Source organism: Wolbachia endosymbiont (group B) of Limnophora tigrina (assembly GCF_964263235.1).
In the GTDB taxonomy this organism is placed as follows: Bacteria; Pseudomonadota; Alphaproteobacteria; order Rickettsiales; family Anaplasmataceae; genus Wolbachia.
Window position 1 is genome coordinate 581,753 of record NZ_OZ181655.1, and the last position, 26,292, is coordinate 608,044.

23 protein-coding genes and 2 pseudogenes are annotated in these 26,292 nt (G+C 35.0%); 14 read left to right on the plus strand and 11 right to left on the minus strand.

Going from position 1 to position 26,292, the window contains the following annotated elements:
- Positions 1 to 58: 58 nt before the first annotated feature.
- The 3 genes from ACE38O_RS02920 (at position 59) to gatC (ending at position 1,877) form a co-directional block, all read left to right on the plus strand.
- Complete coding sequence (locus tag ACE38O_RS02920) at positions 59 to 256, plus strand: hypothetical protein (protein ID WP_374699030.1); 198 nt, start codon at positions 59 to 61, stop codon at positions 254 to 256.
- Positions 257 to 607: 351 nt separating this feature from the next.
- Entirely contained in the window at positions 608 to 1,534 is a 927-nt protein-coding gene (locus ACE38O_RS02925; RefSeq protein ID WP_374699031.1) for a ribose-phosphate diphosphokinase, read from the plus strand.
- Positions 1,524 to 1,877, plus strand: a complete 354-nt coding sequence (gene gatC / locus ACE38O_RS02930; protein WP_374699032.1) for an Asp-tRNA(Asn)/Glu-tRNA(Gln) amidotransferase subunit GatC — start codon at positions 1,524 to 1,526, stop codon at positions 1,875 to 1,877. The genes ACE38O_RS02925 and gatC overlap by 11 nt, the downstream gene beginning before the upstream one ends.
- 269 nt (positions 1,878 to 2,146) lie before the next feature.
- Here gatC and ACE38O_RS02935 read toward each other — a convergent pair.
- A pseudogene (locus ACE38O_RS02935) lies at positions 2,147 to 3,235 on the minus strand (IS481 family transposase).
- Between the two features lie 304 nt (positions 3,236 to 3,539).
- On the opposite strand from ACE38O_RS02935, the pseudogene ACE38O_RS02940 reads away from it, so the two are divergent.
- A pseudogene (locus ACE38O_RS02940) lies at positions 3,540 to 4,535 on the plus strand (IS481 family transposase).
- Between the two features lie 725 nt (positions 4,536 to 5,260).
- Here the strand turns inward: ACE38O_RS02940 and ACE38O_RS02945 are convergent.
- Complete coding sequence (locus ACE38O_RS02945) at positions 5,261 to 6,268, minus strand: P-loop NTPase (RefSeq protein ID WP_374699033.1); 1,008 nt, start codon at positions 6,266 to 6,268, stop codon at positions 5,261 to 5,263.
- Positions 6,269 to 6,584: 316 nt separating this feature from the next.
- On the opposite strand from ACE38O_RS02945, the gene ACE38O_RS02950 reads away from it, so the two are divergent.
- Entirely contained in the window at positions 6,585 to 7,520 is a 936-nt protein-coding gene (locus ACE38O_RS02950; protein WP_374699034.1) for a hypothetical protein, read from the plus strand.
- Between the two features lie 62 nt (positions 7,521 to 7,582).
- Here the strand turns inward: ACE38O_RS02950 and typA are convergent, their stop codons facing one another.
- The 3 genes from typA to ACE38O_RS02965 all read right to left on the minus strand — a co-directional run bounded on the left by typA (position 7,583) and on the right by ACE38O_RS02965 (position 11,294).
- A complete protein-coding gene (typA, locus tag ACE38O_RS02955) occupies positions 7,583 to 9,412 on the minus strand; it encodes a translational GTPase TypA (protein ID WP_374699035.1) in 1,830 nt (609 codons plus the stop codon).
- 97 nt (positions 9,413 to 9,509) lie between these two features.
- Positions 9,510 to 10,106 (minus strand): orotate phosphoribosyltransferase, encoded by a 597-nt coding sequence (pyrE, locus tag ACE38O_RS02960; RefSeq protein WP_374699036.1) that lies wholly within the window; start codon positions 10,104 to 10,106, stop codon positions 9,510 to 9,512.
- A gap of 3 nt (positions 10,107 to 10,109) precedes the next feature.
- Positions 10,110 to 11,294 (minus strand): dicarboxylate/amino acid:cation symporter, encoded by a 1,185-nt coding sequence (locus ACE38O_RS02965; protein WP_374699037.1) that lies wholly within the window; start codon positions 11,292 to 11,294, stop codon positions 10,110 to 10,112.
- 132 nt (positions 11,295 to 11,426) lie between these two features.
- Here ACE38O_RS02965 and ACE38O_RS02970 point away from each other — a divergent pair, with 132 nt between their 5' ends.
- Positions 11,427 to 11,900, plus strand: a complete 474-nt coding sequence (locus tag ACE38O_RS02970; RefSeq protein WP_374699038.1) for a hypothetical protein — start codon at positions 11,427 to 11,429, stop codon at positions 11,898 to 11,900.
- A gap of 104 nt (positions 11,901 to 12,004) precedes the next feature.
- Here the strand turns inward: ACE38O_RS02970 and ACE38O_RS02975 are convergent, their stop codons facing one another.
- The 3 genes from ACE38O_RS02975 to ACE38O_RS02985 form a co-directional block, all read right to left on the minus strand.
- Positions 12,005 to 13,330: a dihydroorotase gene (locus ACE38O_RS02975; RefSeq protein ID WP_374699039.1), complete on the minus strand. Its 1,326-nt coding sequence runs from the start codon at positions 13,328 to 13,330 to the stop codon at positions 12,005 to 12,007.
- Between the two features lie 122 nt (positions 13,331 to 13,452).
- The gene (locus ACE38O_RS02980) at positions 13,453 to 14,694 is read right to left on the minus strand and encodes a hypothetical protein (protein ID WP_374699040.1); all 1,242 of its coding nucleotides are present in this window, start codon (positions 14,692 to 14,694) and stop codon (positions 13,453 to 13,455) included.
- Between the two features lie 92 nt (positions 14,695 to 14,786).
- Positions 14,787 to 14,966: a hypothetical protein gene (locus ACE38O_RS02985; RefSeq protein WP_253302580.1), complete on the minus strand. Its 180-nt coding sequence runs from the start codon at positions 14,964 to 14,966 to the stop codon at positions 14,787 to 14,789.
- Positions 14,967 to 14,988: 22 nt separating this feature from the next.
- Here ACE38O_RS02985 and ACE38O_RS02990 point away from each other — a divergent pair, with 22 nt between their 5' ends.
- The 3 genes from ACE38O_RS02990 (at position 14,989) to secF (ending at position 18,944) form a co-directional block, all read left to right on the plus strand.
- Positions 14,989 to 16,809, plus strand: coding sequence for a heme lyase CcmF/NrfE family subunit (locus tag ACE38O_RS02990; RefSeq protein ID WP_374699041.1), 1,821 nt, complete (start codon positions 14,989 to 14,991; stop codon positions 16,807 to 16,809).
- A 205-nt stretch (positions 16,810 to 17,014) separates the two neighbouring features.
- Positions 17,015 to 18,001, plus strand: coding sequence for a helix-turn-helix domain-containing protein (locus tag ACE38O_RS02995; RefSeq protein WP_374699042.1), 987 nt, complete (start codon positions 17,015 to 17,017; stop codon positions 17,999 to 18,001).
- A 67-nt stretch (positions 18,002 to 18,068) separates the two neighbouring features.
- A complete protein-coding gene (gene secF, locus ACE38O_RS03000; protein ID WP_374699043.1) occupies positions 18,069 to 18,944 on the plus strand; it encodes a protein translocase subunit SecF in 876 nt (291 codons plus the stop codon).
- A 6-nt stretch (positions 18,945 to 18,950) separates the two neighbouring features.
- On the opposite strand, the gene ACE38O_RS03005 is transcribed toward secF, so the two are convergent.
- Complete coding sequence (locus tag ACE38O_RS03005) at positions 18,951 to 19,466, minus strand: TIGR02281 family clan AA aspartic protease (protein ID WP_374699044.1); 516 nt, start codon at positions 19,464 to 19,466, stop codon at positions 18,951 to 18,953.
- A 134-nt stretch (positions 19,467 to 19,600) separates the two neighbouring features.
- On the opposite strand from ACE38O_RS03005, the gene yidC reads away from it, so the two are divergent.
- From yidC to nusB, 3 genes are read left to right on the plus strand one after another with little or no spacing between them, the layout of a single operon-like run.
- Positions 19,601 to 21,310, plus strand: coding sequence for a membrane protein insertase YidC (yidC, locus tag ACE38O_RS03010; RefSeq protein ID WP_353282880.1), 1,710 nt, complete (start codon positions 19,601 to 19,603; stop codon positions 21,308 to 21,310).
- Positions 21,288 to 21,716 carry a 6,7-dimethyl-8-ribityllumazine synthase gene (locus ACE38O_RS03015; RefSeq protein WP_374699045.1) on the plus strand — a complete coding sequence of 143 codons (429 nt, stop codon included), beginning with the start codon at positions 21,288 to 21,290 and terminating at the stop codon, positions 21,714 to 21,716. The genes yidC and ACE38O_RS03015 overlap by 23 nt, the downstream gene beginning before the upstream one ends.
- Positions 21,716 to 22,198, plus strand: coding sequence for a transcription antitermination factor NusB (nusB, locus tag ACE38O_RS03020; RefSeq protein ID WP_374699046.1), 483 nt, complete (start codon positions 21,716 to 21,718; stop codon positions 22,196 to 22,198). Before ACE38O_RS03015 ends, nusB begins: the two co-directional genes overlap by 1 nt.
- 242 nt (positions 22,199 to 22,440) lie before the next feature.
- Here the strand turns inward: nusB and dut are convergent, their stop codons facing one another.
- Positions 22,441 to 22,902, minus strand: a complete 462-nt coding sequence (gene dut, locus ACE38O_RS03025) for a dUTP diphosphatase (protein WP_374699047.1) — start codon at positions 22,900 to 22,902, stop codon at positions 22,441 to 22,443.
- Between the two features lie 149 nt (positions 22,903 to 23,051).
- Positions 23,052 to 23,858 carry a YgfZ/GcvT domain-containing protein gene (locus tag ACE38O_RS03030; protein WP_374699048.1) on the minus strand — a complete coding sequence of 269 codons (807 nt, stop codon included), beginning with the start codon at positions 23,856 to 23,858 and terminating at the stop codon, positions 23,052 to 23,054.
- Between the two features lie 155 nt (positions 23,859 to 24,013).
- Here ACE38O_RS03030 and ACE38O_RS03035 point away from each other — a divergent pair, with 155 nt between their 5' ends.
- A complete protein-coding gene (locus ACE38O_RS03035; RefSeq protein ID WP_374699049.1) occupies positions 24,014 to 24,304 on the plus strand; it encodes a co-chaperone GroES in 291 nt (96 codons plus the stop codon).
- A 100-nt stretch (positions 24,305 to 24,404) separates the two neighbouring features.
- A complete protein-coding gene (gene groL / locus ACE38O_RS03040) occupies positions 24,405 to 26,054 on the plus strand; it encodes a chaperonin GroEL (protein WP_374699050.1) in 1,650 nt (549 codons plus the stop codon).
- The last annotated feature ends 238 nt before the right edge of the window (positions 26,055 to 26,292 follow it).

The window sequence follows — 26,292 nt, forward strand, 5'->3', positions numbered from 1 at the left end:
ATCTTAATGCCATTTAAACCTCGCTATTTTACTTACTTCAGGTGGAACATACAATAAAATGGTTGAGTCTTTATCTGGCTTGCATTCATCGGTAGTTATTACACTAAATAAACAGGAAGTTGGTGGAATGATAAAAGAAACGATTACTCAAAAATTTTCTGAAATGGCCAGGGAAAACCTTGGCAATTTCTCTGAGGAAGAGCAGGGAAAGATTCGTGATGAGTTGCCGGAATTATCGTCTGAAACAGTAAGATAGCTACACGCTTAGCTCTTGAGAAAAAGTGTCAGGGGTTTAGCAGTGGACTAGATAATGATAAAAAGGAGGAAATACTAGGAGAATGTATGAGTAATTTATCCTATGTTGAACTGGAGAATCAAAACGAAGTGGTAAGGTAAATTATATTTCATTAAAGTCATTTATCTTGAAACATAAGCAGGATTTTGTATAGTTGTTTCAATTTGGGTCTGTATATTAAAACAATGCGTGAAAATGACAGGTCATTGTACAAGAGGTACCTAATTTGCCGACAAGAATGCTAGATAAAGAAACTTACATTTCAATTATTTCATAATTTCTGTATAATCTTACAAGCTCAATTGGTACATTATGAAGATAATAATAGGTAATGCTAGTAAAGAATTAGGGGAATCAGTAGTTAACCGGCTAGATGTTCAACCATCCTCTGCTTGGATATCAAAGTTTACCGATGGCGAGGTAAATGTAGAAGTAGCAAATGATCTATATAATCAAGAAGTATACATAGTACAATCTCTTTCTCCCCCTGTGAATGATAACCTTATGGAGCTTCTGCTTATAATTGATGCAGTAAATAGATTAGGAGCCAAAAGGATAGTAGTAATTATTCCTTATTATGGATATAGCAGACAAGATAGAATTATCAAGAACAATGATATGCAATCTGCTTTAAGTGCCAAATTAGTTGCAAATCTTATTCAAACTGCAGGTGCAAGTAGTGTCGTAGTTATTGATTTGCATTCAAGCCAAATTGAAGGGTTTTTTGATGTACCGATAACTAATTTAAGCTGCTTTGAAGCATTTGTTGACTCTATACACACGGAGAATTTGGCAATTGTTGCACCTGATGTTGGAGCAATTGGCAGAGCACGTGCTTTTGCAAAGACTTTAGAGGAAAAGTACAAGATAGGGTTAAGCGATAAGATTATTGTAGTAGATAAATATAGGGAGAAAGCAGGCACATCTCAAGTAATGAACATAATAGGAGAAGTTGCGAATAAAAATTGTGTCATTGTTGATGATATAGTTGACTCTGGTGGAACATTGTGTAATGCAGCCCTTGCTTTAAAAAATTGCGGAGCAAAGTCCGTAATTTCATGCATCACACATGGCGTGCTTTCAGGAAGTGCAGTTGAAAAAATTTCTTCCTCTTCTTTAGATAAATTAGTGATTACGGATACTATACTTCACAAACTTGAAAAAACTGGTAAAATAGAAGTTGTTTCGGTCGTAGATATTTTAACTCACTTCATCCAAGGAGGTAAAGATGCCAGCTAAGTCAACAGAAGACGTTATTACTTCACTAATAGAATTTGCAAATAAGAGAAAAATAACAATTACCAAGGAAGAAATGCTTAAAATTGCACAGCTTGTAAGGATTAAGTTATCAAATGACGAGATTGATCACTACTCCAAAGAACTGACAATGCTGGATTGGATACATGATACTTTATTGCAAGTTAATACTGAAGGTGTTTCTCCTATGCGTTATGGCAGTATAGACAAGGACATTCATATACGCGATGATGTTATAAATTCTCAAAACATTAAAGAAGAGATATTGTCCAATACAAAACCTGAGCATGGGTATTTCGTAGTGCCAAAGGTTATAAACGATTAGGGTAAAACAAGGCTCATATCAATTCTATAATAGATCTACTTTCAAAGTATCCGTTCAGCAGAGTGGCAAAACAGATATAGCTAACCCAAGAAGGTTTCCCTACGTCATACCGCTGCGACGCTAACAAGTAGCGGAATAACGAATTTGTTGTTTTTCAAATTGTAGGTAAACCTAAGTCACTTTAGCTATAGTTTACTTGCCCCATGATTTTCTTTATTATCAGATATTGCTTTAATGTAAAAGACAAGATTTAATGTGACAGACAAGAATTAACTGACAGAAGAATTGAGGTAGTCAAAACTAATATCAGGCTCTTGTTTAATGCTACTAATGTTTTTCTGAAAAGCAATATATTTACTATCAAAAAACGTTTGCATAGGTGTTTTGCCATAGCAATACTTACCCGAGTGAGGCCTTGTCTCATTATAAGAACGCAACCAATAATCAACATCAATCTGTAGATCTTCCAAAGAATTGTAGATTTTCTTTCTAAAGATAATATTGTAACACTCATCTTGCATGGTTCTATGAAATCTTTCACATATGCCATTGGTTTGTGGAGAGTTGGCTTTGGTTCTAGAATGATCGATATTTTCGATTCCCAAATATAACTGATAAGCGTGATTTTCTGGCTTGCCACAATACTCTGTACCCCTATCAGTTAGAATGCGTAATAATGGAATTTTCTGCTCATCAAAAAATGGAATAACTCTATCGTTGAGGAGGTCTGCAGCTGTAATAGCTGTTCTGTCCGTGTAAAGTTTAACCATTGCAACTCTCGAATAAGTATCAACAAAAGTCTGCTGATAAATTAGCCCTATACCTTTGATATTGCCCACATAATAGGTATCTTGAGAACCCAAATAACCTGGATGTTGTGTCTCAATTTCACCATGAGCTTCCCTTTGTTCTTTAACTTTTTCTAAAGCTGTAAGTTGTTCTTCAGTTAAAATGATTCCTTCTTAAGCTACTTTTGTCTCTAGCGCTTTAAGTCTCTTTTTGAGAGTTTCAAGGTCATTTCTTAGCCATACAGACCTTACTCCTCCCTGAGAAATTATTATACCTCTTTTTCTCAGTTCATTTGCAGCTCTTTCTTGCCCATATGCTGGAAATTCTGTTGCTATACCAATCACTGCTCTTTCTATATCGTCGGAAACTCTGTTCGCTAATAGCGGTTTTTTCTTACTTATTTCATGTAATGCTTCCTCTCCTCCATTTTCATATAACTCCTTAAACCGATAAAATGTATCTCTTGAGTATCCCATCACTTTGCATGCTTGAGATACATTTCCTAGTTGTTTTGCTAGCTCTAATAACCCTAGCTTTGGTTTTAGTATTTTTGTTTGTATTGTACTCATTTCTAACACTCCTTTCTTTTATTATTTTATAACTTACTTATTTTAAGTGTCAGATCAAGTCCTATTTAATATACTTTTAAATAATATGGAGGGGTAAGTTGTCAGCAATTGCCATTATTGATTTTGGTTCACGTACGATATCGGTAGTTAACATTAGCTACCTGAGGGTCAGAGTCGCCTTTCTTAAAGATATTTTAAGTATACTAGATGTATTATTGATACGTGATAATAAAACTGGGGGTTTTTATGGAAACATCTGAATTAACTTTACTCGACTTGCAGAACTTTTTTGAAAAATTAAGTGATGGGATACTCAAGAGATACATTTTATCGGTTTAAGGAGTTATATGAAAATGGAGGAGAGGAAGCATTACATGAAATAAGTAAGAAAAAACCGCTATTAGCGAACAGAGTTTCCGACGATATAGAAAGAGCAGTGATTGGTATAGCAACAGAATTTCCAGCATATGGGCAAGAAAGAGCTGCAAATGAACTGAGAAAAAGAGGTATAATAATTTCTCAGGGAGGAGTAAGGTCTGTATGGCTAAGAAATGACCTTGAAACTCTCAAAAAGAGACTTAAAGCGCTAGAGACAAAAGTAGCTTAAGAAGGAATCATTTTAACTGAAGAACAACTTACAGCTTTAGAAAAAGTTAAAGAACAAAGGGAAGCTCATGGTGAAATTGAGACACAACATCCAGGTTATTTGGGTTCTCAAGATACCTATTATGTGGGCAATATCAAAGGTATAGGGCTAATTTATCAGCAGACTTTTGTTGATACTTATTCGAGAGTTGCAATGGTTAAACTTTACACGGACAGAACAGCTATTACAGCTGCAGACCTCCTCAACGATAGAGTTATTCCATTTTTTGATGAGCAGAAAATTCCATTATTACGCATTCTAACTGATAGGGGTACAGAGTATTGTGGCAAGCCAGAAAATCACGCTTATCAGTTATATTTGGGAATCGAAAATATCGATCATTCTAGAACCAAAGCCAACTCTCCACAAACCAATGGCATATGTGAAAGATTTCATAGAACCATGCAAGATGAGTGTTACAATATTATCTTTAGAAAGAAAATCTACAATTCTTTGGAAGATCTACAGATTGATGTTGATTATTGGTTGCGTTCTTATAATGAGACAAGGCCTCACTCGGGTAAGTATTGCTATGGCAAAACACCTATGCAAACGTTTTTTGATAGTAAATATATTGCTTTTCAGAAAAACATTGGTAGCATTAAACAAGAGCCTGATATTAGTTTTGACTACCTCAATTCTTCTGTCAGTTAATTCTTGTCTGTCACATTAAATCTTGTCTTTTACACGTTATACGAGGTTTATATGAAAATGAAAACATACGCTCTCAATTAAAGTGCAATGATCTTGATTGCTTCTATAGAACAATGAATGATAATCTATTCCAAAAACAATCTGAGTTAGCTTATATAAAGGATAACTTTTTGGATAATATGCAAAATATTTTTCAACATATTCAAGTTGAAGATAGTATTTTATAGAGAAATAAGGTTATGCCGTTTTTCAAATAAAATTTTCTTAAGTGATAGACTGTTTTTTACAGCTACAGCTAAGGTAGCGTATCTGTTCAGATGCACGTGAAACCAGTGCTTCTTCTTCTATCATTCAAGTAGTTGACACTGGTTCCTTCATGACGGTTTCATCCCAGTAGCCCCTTTAGTGTCATCCCAGTGCATAGACACTGAGATCCAGAAGACTTAACTTTAAATAAATCTGGATTCCAGCGTCAAGCGCTGGAATGACAAAAAAGATGGCACTAGCATGACATCGTTTACTACTCAAATTGCCACTAAGATAAACAAAAAAGATACAAGAACAAATGGTCAGTGCCCAGACATTGGCTTCCAATTAAATTTGCGAGTATAAAAGTAGCTGCATGTCTGTTCAGATGCAAGTTAGCTTCTACCACTTAATTCATTTTTTTACCTAAAATTATATTTTATCTATTTTGAAAATAGTTTAAACAAACTTTACAGACTCTATATAAAAGACCTAACATCTTTAGCAACGTCTTTATAAATCTCTGCTAAATCTTCACTTAACATTAAAGGATTTCCACAATCAGAAGCATGGCATATTTGTGGATCAAGAGGAATTCTGCCTAAGAGTTTGATTCCTAACTCTTCAGACATTTTTTTTGCACCGTCTTTTCCAAATATGTATATTTTTGAGTTATTTTGAGTGAAATAACTCATATTTTCTACAATACCAATAATCGGTACACTGAGCTTTGTAAACATATCGTAAATTTTGCGTGCATCAATCAAGGCAAGCTCCTGTGGAGTTGAAACTATTATTGCTCCGGTTAAGTTAAAATTTTCCATCAAACTTAGATGTACATCGCCAGTTCCAGGTGGTGTGTCAATTATTAAATATTCTATATCAGGCCATTTTGTTCCCATTAGCAAGTTATAAAGTGCTTTTGTGATCATAGGTCCGCGCCATATTGCTGCACGATCTTTATCGATAAAATAGCCGATTGAAATAGTATGCAGTCCATACTTTTCTATAGGCATTGCTTTACCACCTTGTATCTCTGGCTTTAATTTTTCAGCACCAAGCATTTTAGGAATTGAAGGACCATATATATCTGCGTCAACTAGTGCAACTTTGTGTTTTAATTTTGCTAATGAGAGAGCAAGATTTAGCGCAACTGTGGATTTGCCCACACCTCCTTTACCAGAGGCAACAATAATTATATTTTTCACTCCTTCGATGTGTAATTTAGCTTTTTGTTGCCCAGTTTGTTTTTGACAAGTAGCAACCACGATCACTTTTGTCACCCCCGGTATAGCTTTAACAGCTTGCTCACAATTTCTTCTTAATTCTTCGTTTGCTTGCGTGTTACCGGCAACTTCAAGCGCAAAACCAATGTCCCCGCCTTTAATAATGATTGAGGATATTATGCCAAGAGCGATCACATCTTTACCGCTTTTTTGCTCTATGACTTTCTTTAAGCTCTCTCTTACAATTTTTTTGTTAATCATGAGGCGTTTTCTAAACATACATACAATTATTATTATAGCGTTCTCTTTTATGTCATTCCAGTGCATGTTGACATATTAATGTTAATATGTTATAATTAAGCTGCTTCAATATGGAGAGAGAGACCTGCGTAATAATAACAATTTAACACAAGAACAACAGAGGATATATGGTATTTTAGCGCATACAATACAAGATGGAAAAGATATCAGCAGCATTTTAAAAAGCGCCTCAAGAGAGGATATATTACAAGTTCTCACTACTGCAAAGATAACACATTTTGAAGATCATACAACATACACTTTAACACCGCTTGGCTTGGCTCTGAGGTTGCAAAACAGAAGTAAAGAGGTTAATGCTATTTTAACAAAGGCTCAAGATGCTGGCATACTAGAAGAAGTTCTTACTACTGCAAATATAACTGTAAAGTCTTTACACGACGATAAAACACCATACACTTTAACACCACTTGGCTATGCTCTAACTTTTTCAAATAGAAGTCAAGAGATTGATGCTATTTTAACAAAAGCTAAAGAGGCTAATATACTAAAAGAAGTTCTTAAGACTACATATATAGCTGTAAAGAGTGTAGATTATACAAGTTTTACAAATAAACCACCCTACATGGTAATACCGTTTAGCTATGCATGTTCTCTAGCGGATAAAACGATTGATTATATTTTAACAAAAGCTAAAGAGGCTAATATACTAAAAGAAGTTCTTACTACTGCAAATATAACTGTAGAGCGTGAAGATATTGGTCAAGTAAGTGTTTTAACACCGTTTGAGTATCAGCACTTAAATGTTTTAACACCGTTTGGCCATAAGTGCCCTCCATATACGGGTTGTAAAATAACAATTAAGCGAAAAATGGAAAATGATAAATATGAATATGACATAGTTATGCCTACTTCTCATATACCAAGTACATCACCGATATCATCTAACGATCACGATGATCAAAAAACACCAACCTCCTTGGATAAATTGAGTGAGCACAAAGGAAAAGTAATTTTTGGTGCTATTGTTTTCTGCATAGCTAACACTATTGCAGCAGCACTTATCACACCTTGGTTAGCTATAACAGCAGCTGTGGCAGCTATTGTAGCTATCAGTGTTTTTGTAAAAGAAATTCACTCAGAGTATAAACAACAAGATGCTGATGAGAAAAGTGTGTTAAAAGCTACAGGCACTGTGTTAAGTGACATGATTCCTGAGTGTATCAAACCACAAAAAGTTGGCCCATGCATTTAACTAACATAAATTATTAATTTTTTGTAAAAATAGTGCTTGTAGTTGCAAGCGCTTCTTTCTAATTACTCCTTATTCTTCGCTCTTCCTGCACGCTTACGTTCATTTGGATCAAGGAATTTCTTGCGTAAACGTATAGACTTTGGAGTTACTTCCACCAATTCATCATCATCTATATACGCTATCATATCCTCCAGTGTCATTATCTTTGGAGGAGTGAGTTTTATGGCTTCATCACTACCTGAAGCTCTTACGTTTGTTAATTGCTTACCTTTTAGCACGTTTATCTCCAAATCATTGTCACGGCTATGCTGGCCGACAACCATGCCACAATATACCTTATCCTGTGGCTTAATAAACATAATTCCCCTATCTTGCAAATTGAAAATTGCATACGCCACAGCCTCACCCTTATCTGTTGAAATTAAAACTCCATTACGCCTTCCAGAAATTGGACCTTTATGTGGAGCATAACTATGAAATAAACGGTTAATTATGCCTGTGCCCCGAGAATCAGTTAAAAACTCTCCTTGATAACCAATTAATCCTCTTGATGGCACTAAAAACGTTAATCTTGTTCTGCCATTACCAGAAGGTCTCATGTCAGTCACTTCACCTTTTCGAAAGCTGAGTTTTTCCATGATGATTCCACTATATTCATCATCTACATCAATTACTACTTCCTCTATAGGTTCAAGTTTTTTGCCATCTTCTTCCTTAAATAGCACGCGAGGACGTGATACCGAGAGCTCAAATCCCTCTCTTCTCATATTTTCAATTAACACTCCAAGTTGCAACTCACCACGTCCACCGACTTCAAATGCGTCACCACTTGTGGCAGGAGTCACAGTAATTGCAACATTCGTTTCTGCCTCTGCATATAAACGGTCCTTTATAACAGTTGAGGTAAGTTTTGTACCTTCTTGCCCAGCAAAAGGTGAATCATTCACACTCAGAGTAATCGCCATTGTTGGCGGATCAACCGGAGTTGAGCTCACTGCAGTTGTAACCTCTGGTGCTGCTATAGTGTCTGAAACTGAAGCTTTTTCAAGCCCTGCAATTGTAATTATGTCTCCCGCCACAGCTTGTTCTACTGGAATGCGTTTTAAGCCAGAAAATGAGAGCAACTTAGTTAACCTTCCTCGCTCGACTACTTTACCGTCCAGATCAAGTACTTTAAGATCTGAATTAACTTGTGCAACACCCTGATAAACCTTTCCTGTCAATATTCTGCCAAGAAATTTATCAGATTCAAGTAGAGTGACCAACATAGCAAAAGGGGCATTTTGATCATAAACAGAAGGTTTTATATAATCTATAACCGTTGAAAATAATGGGCTTAAATCTTTTCTTTCATCAGAAAGCTCCTTAGCACACCAACCATTTCTACCTGAAGCATACAACACTGGAAAATCTAGCTGCTCGTTGGTTGCATCAAGGTTAAAAAATAACTCATATATTTCATTTAATACTTCATCAATTCTGCTGTCTGGTCTATCGACCTTATTGATTATCACAATTGGCTTCAAATTTGCTTTTAGTGCTTTTGACAACACAAACTTAGTTTGTGGCATTGGACCTTCTGCAGCGTCAACCAATAGCAGCACGCCATCTGCCATGCACAATACTCTCTCTACTTCTCCACCAAAGTCCGCATGCCCTGGTGTGTCAATAATATTGATTTTTTCATTACCCCACATTATTGATGTGCATTTTGCAAGTATTGTAATTCCACGCTCACGCTCTTGATCACCACTATCCATCACTCGTTCTTGAACTTCCTGATTCTCCCGGAACGTGCCACTTTGTTTTAACATGTTATCAAGCAAAGTAGTTTTGCCATGGTCAACGTGTGCGATTATTGCAATATTACGGATCGATTTAAATTCGTTCATTTTCTATTATTTCAAAATTAATTCAGTAATAAGTATACATATAATATACTTGGAGTAAATAACTAAAGCTGTGCTGTGTTTCCAAGATATTATAGGATTACTTTGTTAAATACTCCCTACTCCCAGGTTTTGTTATGGGTAGTTGTTTTAATTCACTTGGAAGTTCTTCCTCGCTGTAGTTTTTGATGTTCAGTTCAATCAAAGATATGACAGGAAAAGGCAGTTTCGTTTCACTATTCCTCTTTATTAGAGAAGCTTCAGCAATGACTTTACCTCCCTCCCCTTCTGCACATTTCACTGCTTCAAGTGAAGATTTACCTGTGGTTATCACATCCTCAATAAGTAATATTTTTTCACCTTTTTTAATTTCAAATCCACGGCGTAATTCAAACTTGCCATTAACGCGCTCGCAAAACATTGCCCTTATTCCAAGCTGCCTGCCAATCTCATAACCCACGATTATTCCACCAATTGCAGGAGATAATATTAAATCTATGGAGCTATTTAATTCTTTTTTTATTTTATCTGCTAATAATGCACAAACTTTCATGTCTCTGCTTGGATTTTCAAAAATCTTCGCACACTGTATGTATGTGTCACTATGCAGTCCGGATGATAAAACAAAATGCCCATGCAAAATTGCCTCTGCTTCTTTAAATTCTTTTATTATTAGGTTATTTTCGTCTAATATCATGTTTTAAGTTTCACTATTACATTCTTTATTAATTATCTGAGTGATACAAATATCAGACCACACATTTATTGCAGTTTCAAACATATCGATGATCGTGTAAATAGGCAAAATCAGTCCCATAATATGCAGAGGAACATTCATCGATACGAGATAACTAGTTGCCATAAAATAGCACCCCATCGGCACTCCAGAATTGCCAATTGCAGCCCCTGTAGCTAAAAAAATCCATATCAACATTTCGCTCAAGGAAAATGCGTATCCGTTCATTTCTGCAACAAACATTACAGTGACCAGTATAAATGCAGCACATGCATTCATATTAATTGTTGTGCATATTGGTAAAATAAAAGACGACAATTTCTTTGGCACCTTTAGCTTATTTTGCACACAATCTATGGTTGTGGGCAGCGTTGCACTGGATGACTTAGAGAAAAATGCGAGCGTCAACGCTGGCATAACCCCCCTTAGCGTTTGAATTGGTGATATGCCTTTATACCACATAAGTAGCGGTAAAATCAGAAACGCTTGCACGAAATTTGCAGACATTATGCAAATAAAATACCACAAAAGACTGTAGAACTCGCTACCACCTTGCAATTCATGCAAAAAACATGTAATAAAAGACCACACAGCAATTGGAATAAATTTTAGTAACCCTTGAGCAATTTTAAGTAGCGCATCAAAAAGTGCAGAAAATACTTGATGTAATATGTCCTGCTTTTCTTTTGAAAGTGAAATAATAGCCCCGCCCATCAAAAAAGCGATTAATATACTACCAATAATGTTATTCTCAAGAAAAACTTGCACAAAATTCGAAGGAATAAGTGATTTTAAGTATGAAAAGTAATTGTAATTACTGTCACTCACGCTTTCTATCGTGTTACTTATGAAATTTTTTCTCGCTGGGTCTATTAGCAGATAAAACGATAATGCAACAAACGCAGCTATAATAGTTGTAAGTAGGGTATAAAATAGTGTTTTCCTAAGTAAGATTTTAATTTCAATTGAGTCCTTGAGCCCTGAAATTGTGGAAACTATTGATAGAAAAACCAAAGGTAAACTGATTAATTTCAATAAACTGATGAATATATCACTAAATAGCTTTGCTACTTCAAATATCACCTCATTGTTTAAATAGTAAGCAACTATTGCAAGCAATATAGAAAAGAGTATTGCAAACTTGTGCATTGAAAATAAAACTTCAAAGTAACATTATACAACAATTTTGCTGTTTTGGAATCAGATTGATAGACAAAATAACTTTATAAATTAGGAAAAAATGAATAACATTTTATTATTAATTAAATGTTAAGGAGGGGTATGGATAAAAAAACTAAAGAAGAGTTAATTCTTGTTGGAATATTAATGGGAATGAATATTCCAATAGGAGTGCTTGTAGGTCTTGGTCCAAGTTTCGCAGTTTTATCACCTCCTATTATAGGTGGAATTATTGCTGCTGTTTCTACAATATTATCTATCGCATACCTTACATATTATGATTATAAGGAAGATAAAGTGAATCGAGAATGCATTTTCCCTATATTTTGTATGGGCGTTACTAGCACTGCGATCGGGATTGGTCTTGGTGCAGCTATAGGTGCTATTTTTCCTGGTGTAATGTTAAATACAGGATCAGCAGTTTTGATGGGTGCGACAATAGGAATTATTGCCCCAATTACAGGCCTTATTGTTGGAAATGTGCTTGTAGAACCTATGGTTAAGAAAATAAATCACCACATCATAGAACCGATAGTTGAAAAAGTAAAAGAATGCTTTTCCTCAAAGGAAGCGTAATAACCTTTGTAAAATAGTTTATGTACTTCAAGTTTCTTAATTTAAATTTAGGTGCACTTAGCCCATTCTGGTGATAATAAATTGGAATAGATAAGGTATGATAACTAACTTTTCTGTGAGTATATAGTTTTGCCAGACACAACAGTACGTACCACGTGCCCTTTTACTTTGCGCCCATCAAAAGGGGAATTCTTTGATTTACTAGCAAAGTTGTCAGTTTTAATTTCCCATTCATGATTGAGGTCAACTAAAATTAAGTCTGCAGCAAGGTTTTTTTGTATACGACCACGTGATACGTGTATTATATCTGCAGGCTTATATGTCAATTTTGCAAGCACATCAAGTAGACCCATTTGCCCACTGTGGTAAAGTTCAAGTGAAAGGGGCAGCATTGTTTCAAGGCCAACAATACCAAATGCAGCATTTTCAAGTGGAAGATCTTTAGAATTACGATCATGCGGGGCGTGATCGGTTGCAATACAATCAATCACACCTGTCTTTAAACCTTCAATCATAGCTAAACGATCTTCTTCAGTGCGAAGCGGAGGATTCATTTTTGCAATTGCTCCATGTTGTTTTACTATATTTTCAGTCAAAGTGAAGTGATGAGGGGTTACTTCGCACGTAACATTTAATCCCAAATCTTTTGCACGTTTAATAGCATCAAGTGAATCTTTTAAAGAGACATGTAAAATATGGTAGTGCACATTTTCCATATCTTTCATGAGCAGTATATCACGATTTACCATAACCGATTCTGACGCACTCAAGATTCCCTTTACTCCCAATTCTTCAGAAATTCTACCTTCGTTGATTGCACCACCTGCTGATAAATTTAAATCTTCTGCATGTTGAGCAATAGGAACACCCAGCATACTTGAATAAAGCAGCGCCTGTCTCATAATCATTGGGTTCATAACTGGCATGCCATCATCAGTGAACCCAACCGCACCTGCTTCCTTTAAAAGTGCCATTTCAGTCAACTTTTCTTCCGAAGTGGTGATTTTAGCGTAAAATTCAACGTTTACATGTGAAGTTTCAAGTGCTCTATATTTCAAATATTTAGCCAAAACAACGCTATCAATTGCTGGAACAGTGTTCGGCTGACAAACTACAGTTGTAACGCCTCCCGCAGCTGCAGATTTGCTGCCTGTATATATAGTTTCTTTATGTTCTTGGCCTGGTTCACGAAAATGTACGTGAATGTCAATAAGGCCTGGCATTAGAACAAACCCTTTACAGTCTATTGTTTCATCGACCCCACTTGTTGAAAATAATGATTCACCAAAGTCAATAATTTTATCCCCTTCAGTCAATAATGAACCTTTTATATCAAGTTTAGTTTCCGGGTCGATAATACGAGCATTAGTATACGCAATTTTATAGCCTTCCTTTTGCCCTGTTTGCAACAAATTCCAAGTTTGAGTCATTATATTTGAGTATCGATTATGCAATAAATCTAAAGTTTTTTTAATAAAACACAACCAAATTAAAACACAGACTAAAGTTGCGAGAGCTGTCTTGAGTTAAAATTGTCCCAAAAATTTGGCTCTTATAACCGAGTTACTTCAGTTTTAACGTTAATGTGTGAAACTCTTAGCTCTGTTGGAGGATTTTCTAGCTGAACATCTAACTTATTCTGTATGTTAAATAAACAAATCAAAGCTGAATCAAAAATTTCATCACACTGCTTTGCTTCATGTATATCATCAATTATTTCCTCGAATTCTTCCACATCATCCATTTCTTGCGGCGCACTTTTTAATATCGCTTTTATTTGGTTTAAGTTTTGACGAATTTTCTCCTGATATCCAGCAATTCTCTCTTGATATATATCAATCATTTTTTGACATGCGTTGCCTCTAAATGGATGTTCTTTTTTCTCTTTTATGTAAGAACTTTGAAAGTCTTTACAGTTAAGGATTGCTTCTCTATGTTTTTTTATGTCATTAATTGCACTGACTATCGACTTATCTATTTTCTTCAAATTTTCTTCCCGTTCTTCTCTTTTAATTATACTTTTGGATTCATTTTTCATTTGGTTCATTTTGTCATAAAGGTTTCTGCATTCTTTGTAAGATACCATTGGTTGTAATATTCCTTCTTCTACACCTTTATTGTAAAAATTCTTCAACTCATCACTTGATAGTATTGTTATAGCATCTTCCCTTTTGCCTTGTGATTTAGGATACTTTTTATTCAATGAACTAACATGATTTAACAAGAAATCTTTAACTAGCTCTTCCTTTTTAACTTCAGCTAATTTTTCTAGTGTTCCCATATATTTCAGAACTTCCGCAAAGAGCTGTCCACCAGATGGAGCAAATCCTTGAAGTGGTTTACTCTGAGCTTTAAAAAAATCGGTTTGTAAAAAATCTTCAGCTTGTTTTTTTATTACTGAAAGTTCATTAAAGGCTTTTTCTGGATTGATTTTTCTCAAAATACCAACAGTTTTTCTAATCGCTTTTTCTCTCTTTTTATTATCTTGCTTTTCATTTAATATCAGATGTTCAGTTTTGGTAAAAGCATTACCTTGATCACTCTTTGCAATGTTACAAACGATGTTTTTTACAACTTTTTCAGTTGCTGCATAATCTATTTCTTTTGCAAAGCAGTCAACAAATGATTGCCAAACTTTTTTATTAACAAGCTTACTTGTCTTATTTTCAAAATCTTCTCTACTTTTGAATCCTAAAATAGTATAGAGATTTTTTTCAACTATTGGTTCGGCATGTTGTTTTGCCACTTTATCTTTTATATTGAATGGAAATTTACTAATCTTAGTTGTACCCACAATGTTACCTCAATATTAACGCTATCTATAAAAGTATAAAGATTTAATATTTAATTTTTAATTAATGCCAGACAGCTAACTACGGGTTAGCATCAATAGCAAGCGTCAATTAACACTTTAACTTCTAACTTGTCATCAGTAATATTGTTTATATAAAAACTATAATTTTTTATGCCTGAACTTGGGAATATATTGCTACTCATAGCCTGCTTATTGTCTTTGACATATTTGTTTTTACCGCTTAGTTCTTGTCGGTTTATTACCACTGCCATATTTTTTTGTGTATCAACATCAATGGCTATTTTGATCTACTGCCACATTACAAATGATTTCTCACTCGAAAACGTATATTACCACTCACACACAACAAAACCTTTGATCTATAAGATTTGTGGAGTTTGGGGAAATAAAGAAGGGTCTATGTTGCTTTGGACCTTAGTGCTTACCTTTTACCTATTTCTAATGGGTATTTTTACTGATAACGACAGTAAATTGAAGAAAGTATCCTTGATCACCCAAGGCTTGATTTGCTTTTGTTTTTTACTGTTCACTTTAATTGAATCCAACCCCTTCACTAAAATGCCAAGCGTTGAAAAAGATGGATTGGGTTTTAATCCGATATTGCAAGATATAGGCCTTGCTATTCATCCACCGATATTATATTTGGGGTACCTTGGATTTAGCGTTCCTTTTTCGCTCTCTATAGCTGGATTAATTGCAAATACTGAAGGAAATGTTTGGGCTAAAATTGTCAGGCCTTGGGTACTTATTTCTTGGTCGCTGCTCACTTTGGGCATCAGCTTGGGTAGCTGGTGGGCATATCGCGAACTTGGGTGGGGTGGATTTTGGTTTTGGGATCCAGTGGAAAACGTTTCTTTGATGCCGTGGCTAATTGCAGTGGCGCTGACACATTTGTTGCTCGTTGTACGAAATTTCAATACTTTAAGGAATTTCGCTATTTTACTTACGCTTACAACTTTTATATTGAGTGTAACTGGAACATTTCTAGTCCGCTCAGGAATACTCACCTCAGTGCACACGTTTGCAGATGACTCAAGGCATGGACTATATATATTAGCTCTACTTGGTGTAATTACAGTCAGTAGCTTAGTAATATTTGTAGTGTTTACGAGAAAAAATCGCACATCTTTCCAGTGCTCGACATTGGAATCCAGAAAGAAATCTGCTACTCAAGTGACAGAGGGTAGAAGATTCTTTTCACGCCTTACGATGATTCTGATGAACAATTTATTATTTATCACTGCCTTTTTCATCGTGTTCGTTGGCACTTTATACCCTACAGTGCTTGAGTATTTAACCGGTGAATTAATTTCAGTTGGAGCACCATATTACAATTCTTTATTTAATCCTATTGCACTGGCTATTCTAGTGCTCACCATGATAGGGCAATACTGTAGTTGGCAGGGAAATAGTCTATTGCCAATATTCCGTGAATACAGATTTTCATTTTGTAGTGCTGCAGCTATTTTGCCGTTTATCTTTCACATGGAGCTAATAATTGTGCTATCAATTACCATCTCCATAGCATTATTAATCTTTGTTTTAGAAGCATACAGTAAAAGAATTCGTTTATTTAAGAGCGAATCAATTTTATTAGCAAGAAGAGTTTCTAAATCCTACTATGCAATGATGGCAGCTCATGCTGGAGTGGCAATTCTAGTGCTTGGTATAGCATATTCAGTTGGTTGGCAGGAGAAAAAAGAAAATTACTTAAAAATAGGGGATAGCATAACAGTCAATAAATTTAAAGTTACTTTGCAAAATATTGAGCTAATAAAAGAAAAAAATTTCCATGCAGTGAGAGGTACAATGGATATCAGGAATTTGCTGAATAACAAGATATTGGGTGAAGTAACTCCTGAATATAGATTTTACCTTGCGGAAGGTCAGAAAAATGTTGAAAGCAGTATCTACCACAATTTGCTTTCTGATATTTATGTTGTAATTGGAGAGATTGATAAGAGTAAGAGCAAAATTGCAGCTAAAGTGCACTATAAACCTGGAATGTCTATAATCTGGCTTGGATCCTTTCTCATCGCTTTTGGTTCGCTCCTTGCCGCTTTTCCTTCTAGTGGACGAGCAAGGGTTGTTTAGCTGTGGGTTATACGGTATTTAGGAAGGATTATATTAAATCTCATTAAGAAAGAGAGGCATCTTATAAAAGCTCGCAACAAAAATTTCATATAGTTATTACTATAGATAGCTATCTTATGAATATATGAAAAAAAAGTTATAAAAAATAATATACTATCATAAAACCTTATGGTAAAGTACATGTTTGTTTATATAAAAAAATAATATGGGTAATTATAGCTATGATAACACAAAGTATATTCGCTCTATAAACTACAAAATAGGGCAAGAAATAGAAAGCTGTAGGTTAATGCAAGGATATACTCAGAAGGATTTAGCAAATAAAATCGGTACAACATACCAGGAAATAGACAACTATGAATGGGGATGCATTCCTATTCCAATCGAAAAATTCTATGCCATAGCAAAAGCATTATCAGTGAGTGTTAAAGCTCTACTTCCTAGACCAACAGTACTAAGAGAAGGCAACCGTTTTAAAGATGAGGTTGAAGAGATATTAGACCTGATAAGAAGGTACAAAAAAACTAAAAATCAAGAATTACGCAAGACAATTTATACATTAACCCAATCTATCCAGGCTATCGAGGAAAGAAATGTAAAAGCAGCGAGAATAGAAATGGCAAAGAATCTGCTTAGAGCAGAATTTGCTGTTGATATTATCTACCGAGCAACTGGCTTATCTGCTGACGAATATGATAACACAGAAGAAGAAATTCGTACTGATTCTGCGGATTACAAAGTTGGACAAAGGATAAAAGAGGTACGGTTAATACGAAGATATACTCAAGAGGATTTAGCAAATAAAATCGGGATATCACAACAGCAAATACAAAGGTATGAACAAGGGGTGAATCGTACTCTAACTGAGAAATTATATGCAATAGCTAAGGCATTGTCAGTGAAGGTAGAAGTTCTACTACCTGAGATAGAAGAAGGTTGTTGTGAAGGTGAGGATAGTAAGACAGAAAAAGAACTATCAAGTTTAATAAGAGAATATCAAAAGATTAAGGGCCAAGCAGCACGGGATAGATTCAATGTGTTAGCCGAATCTTTTTGCGAAGGCATGCAGGTTACCAAAGAAAAGGTTAACAAAGCAGAGAGGATCCAAGTTGCTAATAATCTACTTATATTGGGCGTTTCTATCGATGTTATCTCCCAAATAACTGGTTTATCAACTGATGAAATTGCATGACTCCAATCACAGAATAAACTAGTGAATTTTTTAAAAAGTATATAAAATTCAAGTTTAAGTAAATAGCATGGCACTTAGACTCATTCCAGATAACCTCAATATCAAGTTTAGTAAATATAGGGATTTGACTGCACTCGTTAGCATTATTTTTATCATCTTTTCAATGCTCATTGTTGTGTTACGTGGAGTGAACTTAGGCATAGACTTTGCAGGCGGAATTTTGATAGAGATAAAATCTTCAGATGAGAATCACTCTATTCTCGATGCATTAAAAGAAAATGGTTTTACAGTGCAGAGTTCAAAAGCGGGTGATAATTTAGTCATGCGTTTTAAAGATGAAGGAGATGAAGATAAAATCAAAAAGATAAAAAGCATACTAGAAGAAAAGCTGGGGAGCTCAATAAGCTATCGTAAAATAGACTATGTTGGCCCACAAATAAGCTCAACACAAATATTTGAAGGAATGTTATCCATGTTGATCGCGATTGTTGGAATATTTTTTTACGTTTGGTTTAGATTTAATTGGCAATGTGGATTCAGTGGAATAACAGCACTGATTCATGACGTGGTTTTAACTGTTGGTTTTATTAGCCTAACTGGCATTGAGTTTAATATTTCATCAGTTGCAGCTCTCCTCACTGTCATTGGTTATTCAATCAATAACTCAGTGATTATATACGATCGGATTCGAGAGTATTGCAAGAGTGGTAAAAGTGGGCGGATGAGTGAGATGGTAGATGCAAGTATCAACGCTACATTATTTCGCACTATATTAACCTCGGGTACAACCCTTCTTGCTGCTCTTCCTTTGGCATTAATCTGCACAGATGCAGTGAGAGACTTCAGCTTGATCATTTTTTTTGGTATTTTGATTGGCACTTGTTCTGCAATATTTATTTCTGCTCCTATATTAACCTACAGAGCTTTGATAAGTAGATTGTAGAAGTGTTTAGTCGCGGTATAATATCAACTTATTATCTCTTATAGTGAAATGAAAATACCTTAAAAAGCTCATTCCAAGTAGTGAATGAGACATAGAATGAGTGTTAACGCTCGCCTGTACACCATTAACTAAAAAATTTCCTATTTTAACCTGAGGGATGTGAACAACACCAGCTTTTATTTGACCTTTCGCAGTTTCATATATTTTAGAATCCTGAACGTTTTGTAAGTTAATACCAACATGTAATGCGTCTTTTTGTGATAGAACAATATCGGTTGCTCCGGTATCAAGCAAAAACGTTATATTGCGATCATTGACCTGAGCCTGAATATAAAAGTGTCCATCGTATGATTTCGTAAATTCGATACTTCCACTATTCTGACCACCATTCTGAATTCTCCCTTTATATGGTAAAAAAGTACTGAGAAATCTGTCGCTTAGTTTGTCCCTTTGTGAATCAATAAGCATTGAAGTGGCGGCTATTATTAGTAACCAAATAACTAGATTTTTCACCGCGTTCATATTGTTAAAATTTGAAGCTATTAAAATAAATTTTAAAGATTAGCGTTAAAAGTTATTATTAAAAATAAGTAAATTTTATTGTTTTAGTACAATATTTAATATACACTTTAAGAAGATATGTTTGATTTAATTTCATGTCAGAAGCAAAAAGTTTAATTTTAGCAGCTATCCTTTCCATGTTGATCATGGTATCTTGGCGCATTATTTATGATAATTTTTTTAGTGCAAACCAAAACCAGCCATTGATTGAAAATATTGAACATATCGAATCTTTTAACGACCTTGCTCCTATAATACACCAAAATCGTTCTGAAATTATTAATTCCACTCGAGAACAGAGGGTTAGTTTAACCAATAACATGATTAAAGGATCAATTTCTTTGAAAGGTGCAAGGTTTGATGACTTAATCTTAACTAACTACCACTTAGAACCGAGTTCTTCTTCTCCACAAGTGGTGTTACTGTCACCTGCAGAATCAAAAGATGTATATTTCGCAGAATTTGGGTGGCTCGATCCGAATGAAAAGATTAAAGTTCCAGATTCTAAAACAGTCTGGCAAGCAGATAAACTCAATCAAAAAGAGGTCAATTTATTTTGGGATAATGAAAATGGCATTTTATTTAGAATGAAAATTAGCCTTGACGATAACTACATGTTTAAAGTTGAGCAAATTATTGAAAACAATACAAAAGATAATGTAGTTTTGGTTCCTTATGGTAGAATTAACCGTAAACGTGACAATATCAACGAATCTTATTGGATATCCCATGAAGGAGTACTGGGTGCATTTGATAATAAACTAGAGGAGTGGACATATAAGGATATTTCCAAAAAACATTTAATAAAAGCAAGCACGAGTGAAAAAAATTGGTTTGGTTTTGCTGATAAATACTGGCTTACAGCCATCATACCTGAGAAATCCGATAAAATAAATGTAAGCATTAAACATACGAACGTTAATAATACTGATAAATTCCAAGTAGATTTTGTCAAACCTTACAAGAGCATACTTCCTGGCGCAAGTGTTTCTAATGTGAATTATTTTTTTGCTGGAGCAAAAAAGTTGAATTTACTGGATTCTTATAAGGATACTCTCAATATACCTTTGTTTGATAAAGCTGTAGATTTTGGTGTTCTTTATTTTATAACCAAGCCAGTGTTTTTACTGCTTGAATATTTTAACTTCGTTTTAAAAAATTTTGGCTTAGCAATATTATTGCTGACTTTAGTAATCAAACTTTTGATGCTTCCCTTATCTAATAGATCATATATTTCGATGTTCAAGGTGAAAAGCCTGCAGCCTGAATTAACTCGTATAAAAGAGTTGTATAAAAATGACAGCTTAAAGCAGCACAAAGAGACAATTGCGTTGTTCAAGAGAAACAATGTAAACCCAATGTCGAGCATTTTTCCCATGCTAATACAAATACCGGTATTTTTTGCTCTATATAAAGTATTATTTGTTACTATAGAGATGAGGCATGCTCCTTTTTTTTTATGGATTAAGGATCTTTCAGCTCCTGACCCAACGAACATCTTTACATTATTTGGGTTGTTTAATTATAACTTTCCTATTTCTATAGGCATTTTACCTATAATTTTCGGTGCCACCATGATAATTCAGCAGAAGCTAAGTGAGAAAGATCAAACCAGTAAAGATGATATTCAAGTAAATGTTATGAAGTTTTTACCTTACATTTCTGTCTTTATTTTTTCTTCTTTTCCTGCCGGCCTGGTAATATATTGGATATTTAGTAATATTATAACTCTAATTCAACAATCATTAATAAAGTTGCTTTTAACAAGAAAAGTGGGGATGAATGTCGAAAATACTAATAGTTAATTCAATTTACCACACTGAAATAGCGAACCTTTTGCTTGAAGGTGCAGTCGATAGATTAAAAGAAAGTCATGCAAGCTATGACATAATTGAAGTTCCTGGTGCATTTGAGATACCAGCTATAATTCTCTTTGCAGTAAAAAGCAAGAATGCTAATTATGACGGTTATTTAGCTCTTGGGTGCGTGATTCGCGGTGAAACCGATCACTATCAATATGTTTGTAAAGGAGTAATCGAAGGCTTAAATGAAGTTATTATGCATTATGTAATGCCCCTTGGTATGGGCGTAATTACCGCTGACAGCAAAGATAAAGCACTAGTTAGAGCTGACAAAAATAAAAAGAACGTTGGAGGCCATGCAGCCTCAACTGTTTTGCATATGATAGATTTACACAATAAATTAAAATAATGGAGGAAAAACCAGTAGATAAAAAGTGGCGCATAAAAAGAAGTACGGCAAGATTTCTTGCTGTACAAATTGCTTATTCAAATATTTTCGTAGGTTACAACAAAAGCACTTTTAAACTGGAAAATTGTGAGCTTAAGAACTACATAAGTAAGTTGAAAGATATATTTGAATGTGAAGAATTTGAACATCAGTTCTTAGAAAACTTGTTATATAAGGTTATAAAAAGCAGTGAAGAATATGATAAAATAATAGAGTTTTATTTACATCCAAGCTGGTCCCTCTCACGGTTAAATCTTATAAGCTTATCTATCTTGCGTGTTGCAATATGTGAGTTGATTAATTGCGATACACCAGTTCCAGTTGTTATCAATGAGTATACTAACATTGCATCTGATTTACTTGATAAACCAAGCGAAATTGGTTTTATCAATGGGTTATTGGATAAGGCAAAAGATGCAGTTAAATTAAATAAAAATCCTTAGCAATTATAGCCAGCAAACACAGGGTGTCATCCGAGTAGCTGACACATAGCTGTATGAACATTGCAATTTGCGTGGCAGGTGGTGTCATTCCAGTGCTTGACACTGGAATCCAGCCTTTTCATAATCATCAAAACGTTGTATTTTAACATAAAATGGCTGCTTTTATGCTTACCAACTTAGTAAAATTCCTGGATCCCAGTGTCAAGCACTGGGATGACACCATAGTCAAGCTTTTTCGCAAATTACCTGCCACTTGAGCCAAAGCCCCCTGCATTGCGGCCGGTTTCTTCTGTGCAGAATTCTTCTCTGTCATCCCAAATTACCTGAGATACAGGAGAAATAAGGATTTGTGCAATTCTATCTCCTCTTTTTATCTCATACGACTGATTACTTAGATTAATTAGGCAGATTTTAACCTCACCTCGATAATCAGAGTCTATAGTGCCAGGAGAGTTTAAGACAGTAATCCCATATTTTGCAGCAAGACCAGAACGTGGGCGGATTTGCCCCTCAAAACCGTTTGGTATTGCAATCACAATTCCAGTTGGAACAAGTAATCTTTCAAGTGGATTTAAAATAACAGGGCTATCTAGTGCAGCATAAAGATCCATACCAGCACTCTGCGTAGTTGCATAACATGGAAGAGACAAGTCTTCTCCGTGTGATAATCTTTTTATTTCTACTTTAATTTTACTTCTTTGCACTCCAATTTACCAACTATGAAGATTCAATTATAGCATGTAAATTGTATCTGCAAAAGTAATAAATGTTACATCGTAAATGATGTCATTCTAGTGCGTGACGCTAGGCCATAAAATAAGTTTTTCGTTTCTATATGCGCTACCTTAAGACTTTAATTATACAACGTCTTAACGCACTTAACCCCATCGACATATAGATTTGCATGACTTTTTTGAGTATTAAGCAATGCAAGTCCAATGTTGTCTACACTAGAGCGCAGTTCCCCTATTTCCTCATTATTTTCATTTGTCACTTTAGTGCCAATATCTGGAAGTACGTTATCCCCCTCAACAAGATAAAGTTTTCTTCTGAATATTTCTTGTCTGCTCATTCGATTTACGACTTCCTGACCTACGTAACACCCCTTATTAAAGCTTATACCGTTTGCCTTATCGATTAAATATTGCAATGGGAACGATGAATTTTGTACCATATCTTTTGCTCCATCTGGGACAAGGTTTTTAATTCTAACTTTTTCATACTGAATAAAATCTCCAACCGGTTCTTTTATTTCATCTTTATGTATGATCCTCATTCCTAGCAGCTTGTGCCTTGGATCTTGAAAAATAACTTGTGACTTACTACTACACTCCGCCAACTTAGTATCAAACAAAACTCCAACCTTATATAGTGCACTAATGTCTTTAATTTTCACTCTCAAATAAGTTTTAAGTAAATCTAGTTTCTCGATTATTTGCTGTAAGTGCACATTTTCGCACTCTAAGAAAATATATCTACCGTATTCAATAAGAAAAAAATCATATAGGTATTTTCCCTGAGGGCTAAGCAATAAAGAGTAAATAGCTTTTTGGCTATCCAGCTTATTAATATCATTGGTTATAATGCCCTGCAGAAAATCTCTAGTGTCAGGCCCATATAGCACTATCACACCACGACTTAAGAATGGTATATAACTCATGAAATCTCTATAAATAAACCTAAATTTTATTATATAACATTAGGCTCTTTTAGAAACTGCTTTTGGTGTGCATATTTTACAAGCTCCAGCCCTTGAAATCTAACTTACGAGTATATATATAAAGTTATAGGTTAATTTGTTGAGAGGAAAAGCAAATGTCAAGTATAAGTTTAAATGTATTGGATGATAGCGTGTTGATCAAGCCTGTTAGCGAGGAAAAGCAAGGTGCAATTGTGCTTCCATCAAGTGCTGAAAAGAAACCTACTAAAGGTGAAATTGTAGCAGCTGGTGAAGGTTCACGCAACTCAAATGGCGAACGCGTAGCTTTAACTGTAAAGGCTGGTGATAAAGTATTCTATCGTCAATGGGCTGGTACAGAAATAGAACATAATGATGAAAAGCTTATCGTGATGAAAGAGTCCGATATACTTGCTGTCATTAAATAGCAGTCTTTATTTTACTAAACTGAAACAAAGCGCAACATGGCGCATTGTAAATGGTTTTATTATAGTTTTCTAAATTTTTTATTAACAAGAGGTGATAAAAATGACTAATGTAGTAGTATCAGGTGAGCAGTTACAAGAAGCCTTGCGTGAAGTCGCAGCAATAGTGGATTCAACGGTAGCAATAACTGCGGGACCTAGAGGAAAAACAGTAGGGATTAATAAGCCCTATGGAGCACCAGAAATTACAAAAGATGGTTATAAGGTGATGAAGGGTATCAAGCCTGAAAAACCATTAAACGCTGCGATAGCAAGCATCTTTGCCCAAAGTTGTTCTCAGTGTAACGACAAAGTTGGTGATGGTACAACAACGTGCTCAATACTAACTAGCAACATGATAATGGAAGCTTCAAAATCAATTGCTGCTGGAAACGATCGTGTTGGTATTAAAAACGGAATACAGAAGGCAAAAGATGTAATATTAAAGGAATTTGCATCAATGTCTCGTACAATTTCTCTAGAGAAAATGGATGAAGTAGCGCAAGTTGCGATAATCTCTGCAAATGGTGATAAGGATATAGGTAACAGTATCGCTGATTCCGTGAAAAAAGTTGGAAAAGAGGGTGTAATCACTGTTGAAGAAAGTAAAGGTTCAAAAGAGTTAGAAGTTGAGCTGACTACTGGCATGCAATTTGATCGCGGTTATCTCTCTCCGTATTTTATTACAAATAATGAAAAAATGATCGTGGAGCTTGATAATCCTTATCTATTAATTACAGAGAAAAAATTAAATATTATTCAACCTTTACTTCCTATTCTTGAAGCTGTTGTTAAATCTGGTAAACCTTTGGTTATTATTGCAGAGGATATCGAAGGTGAAGCATTAAGCACTTTAGTTATCAATAAACTGCGTGGTGGTTTAAAAGTTGCTGCAGTAAAAGCTCCAGGTTTTGGTGACAGAAGAAAGGAAATGCTCGAAGATATAGCAACTTTGACTGGTGCTAAGTACGTTATAAAAGATGAACTTGGAATCAAGATGGAAGATCTGACACTTGATGATCTTGGTACTGCTAAAAATGTTAAAATTACTAAAGATAATACCACAGTTGTCAGCGAAAATAGCGATTCTGACAGTGTGAAAGCTAGAATCGAGCAGATCAAATCTCAAATTGAAACTTCAACTTCTGATTATGATAAAGAAAAGCTAAGAGAACGTTTAGCAAAATTATCAGGTGGTGTTGCTGTGCTAAAAGTTGGTGGAGCAACTGAAGTGGAAGTTAAAGAACGTAGAGATAGAGTTGAAGATGCGCTGCATGCAACAAGAGCTGCAATTGAAGAAGGCATCGTTCCAGGTGGTGGAGTTGCACTTCTTTACGCTTCATCTGTTCTTGATAAATTAAAAGGCGGAAGTGATGAAGAGCAAATAGGCATAAACATTATCAAGAAAGTTCTCAGTGCTCCAATTAGAAGGTTAGTTAAAAATGCTGGTCTTGAATCTGCTGTTATCATTGACTATTTGATTAAGCAGAATGATAAAGAGCTTATATACAACGTTGAGGCTATGAATTACGCTAATGCATTTACAGCTGGTGTGATTGATCCAGTAAAAGTGGTGCGTATTGCTTTTGAAACAGCGATATCTGTTGCGAGTGTGCTGATTACTACTGAATCTATGATAGTTGATGTACCAAGCAAAGAAAATGCTTCATCTCCTATGGGCGCAGGAGAAATGGGTGGCATGGGTGGATTCTGAGTAGAGTGAAGCCGTGGAGCAATTGCTCCACGGTAGTTCCAAAAAATCTCACATTTTACTATTCGTTAAAGGTAATATGTTTGGTGCAGAAAGGCACTACTGTTTGCATCCGTTTCACCCCTTTATATTGTGGTTGTCTAATAACAAAAAGGCAGCATAAGAAAACTATCACCCCTGGTGTATTTATACTAACATAATGCTATATTAATAAATAATCTATATAATGCTATTAAATATA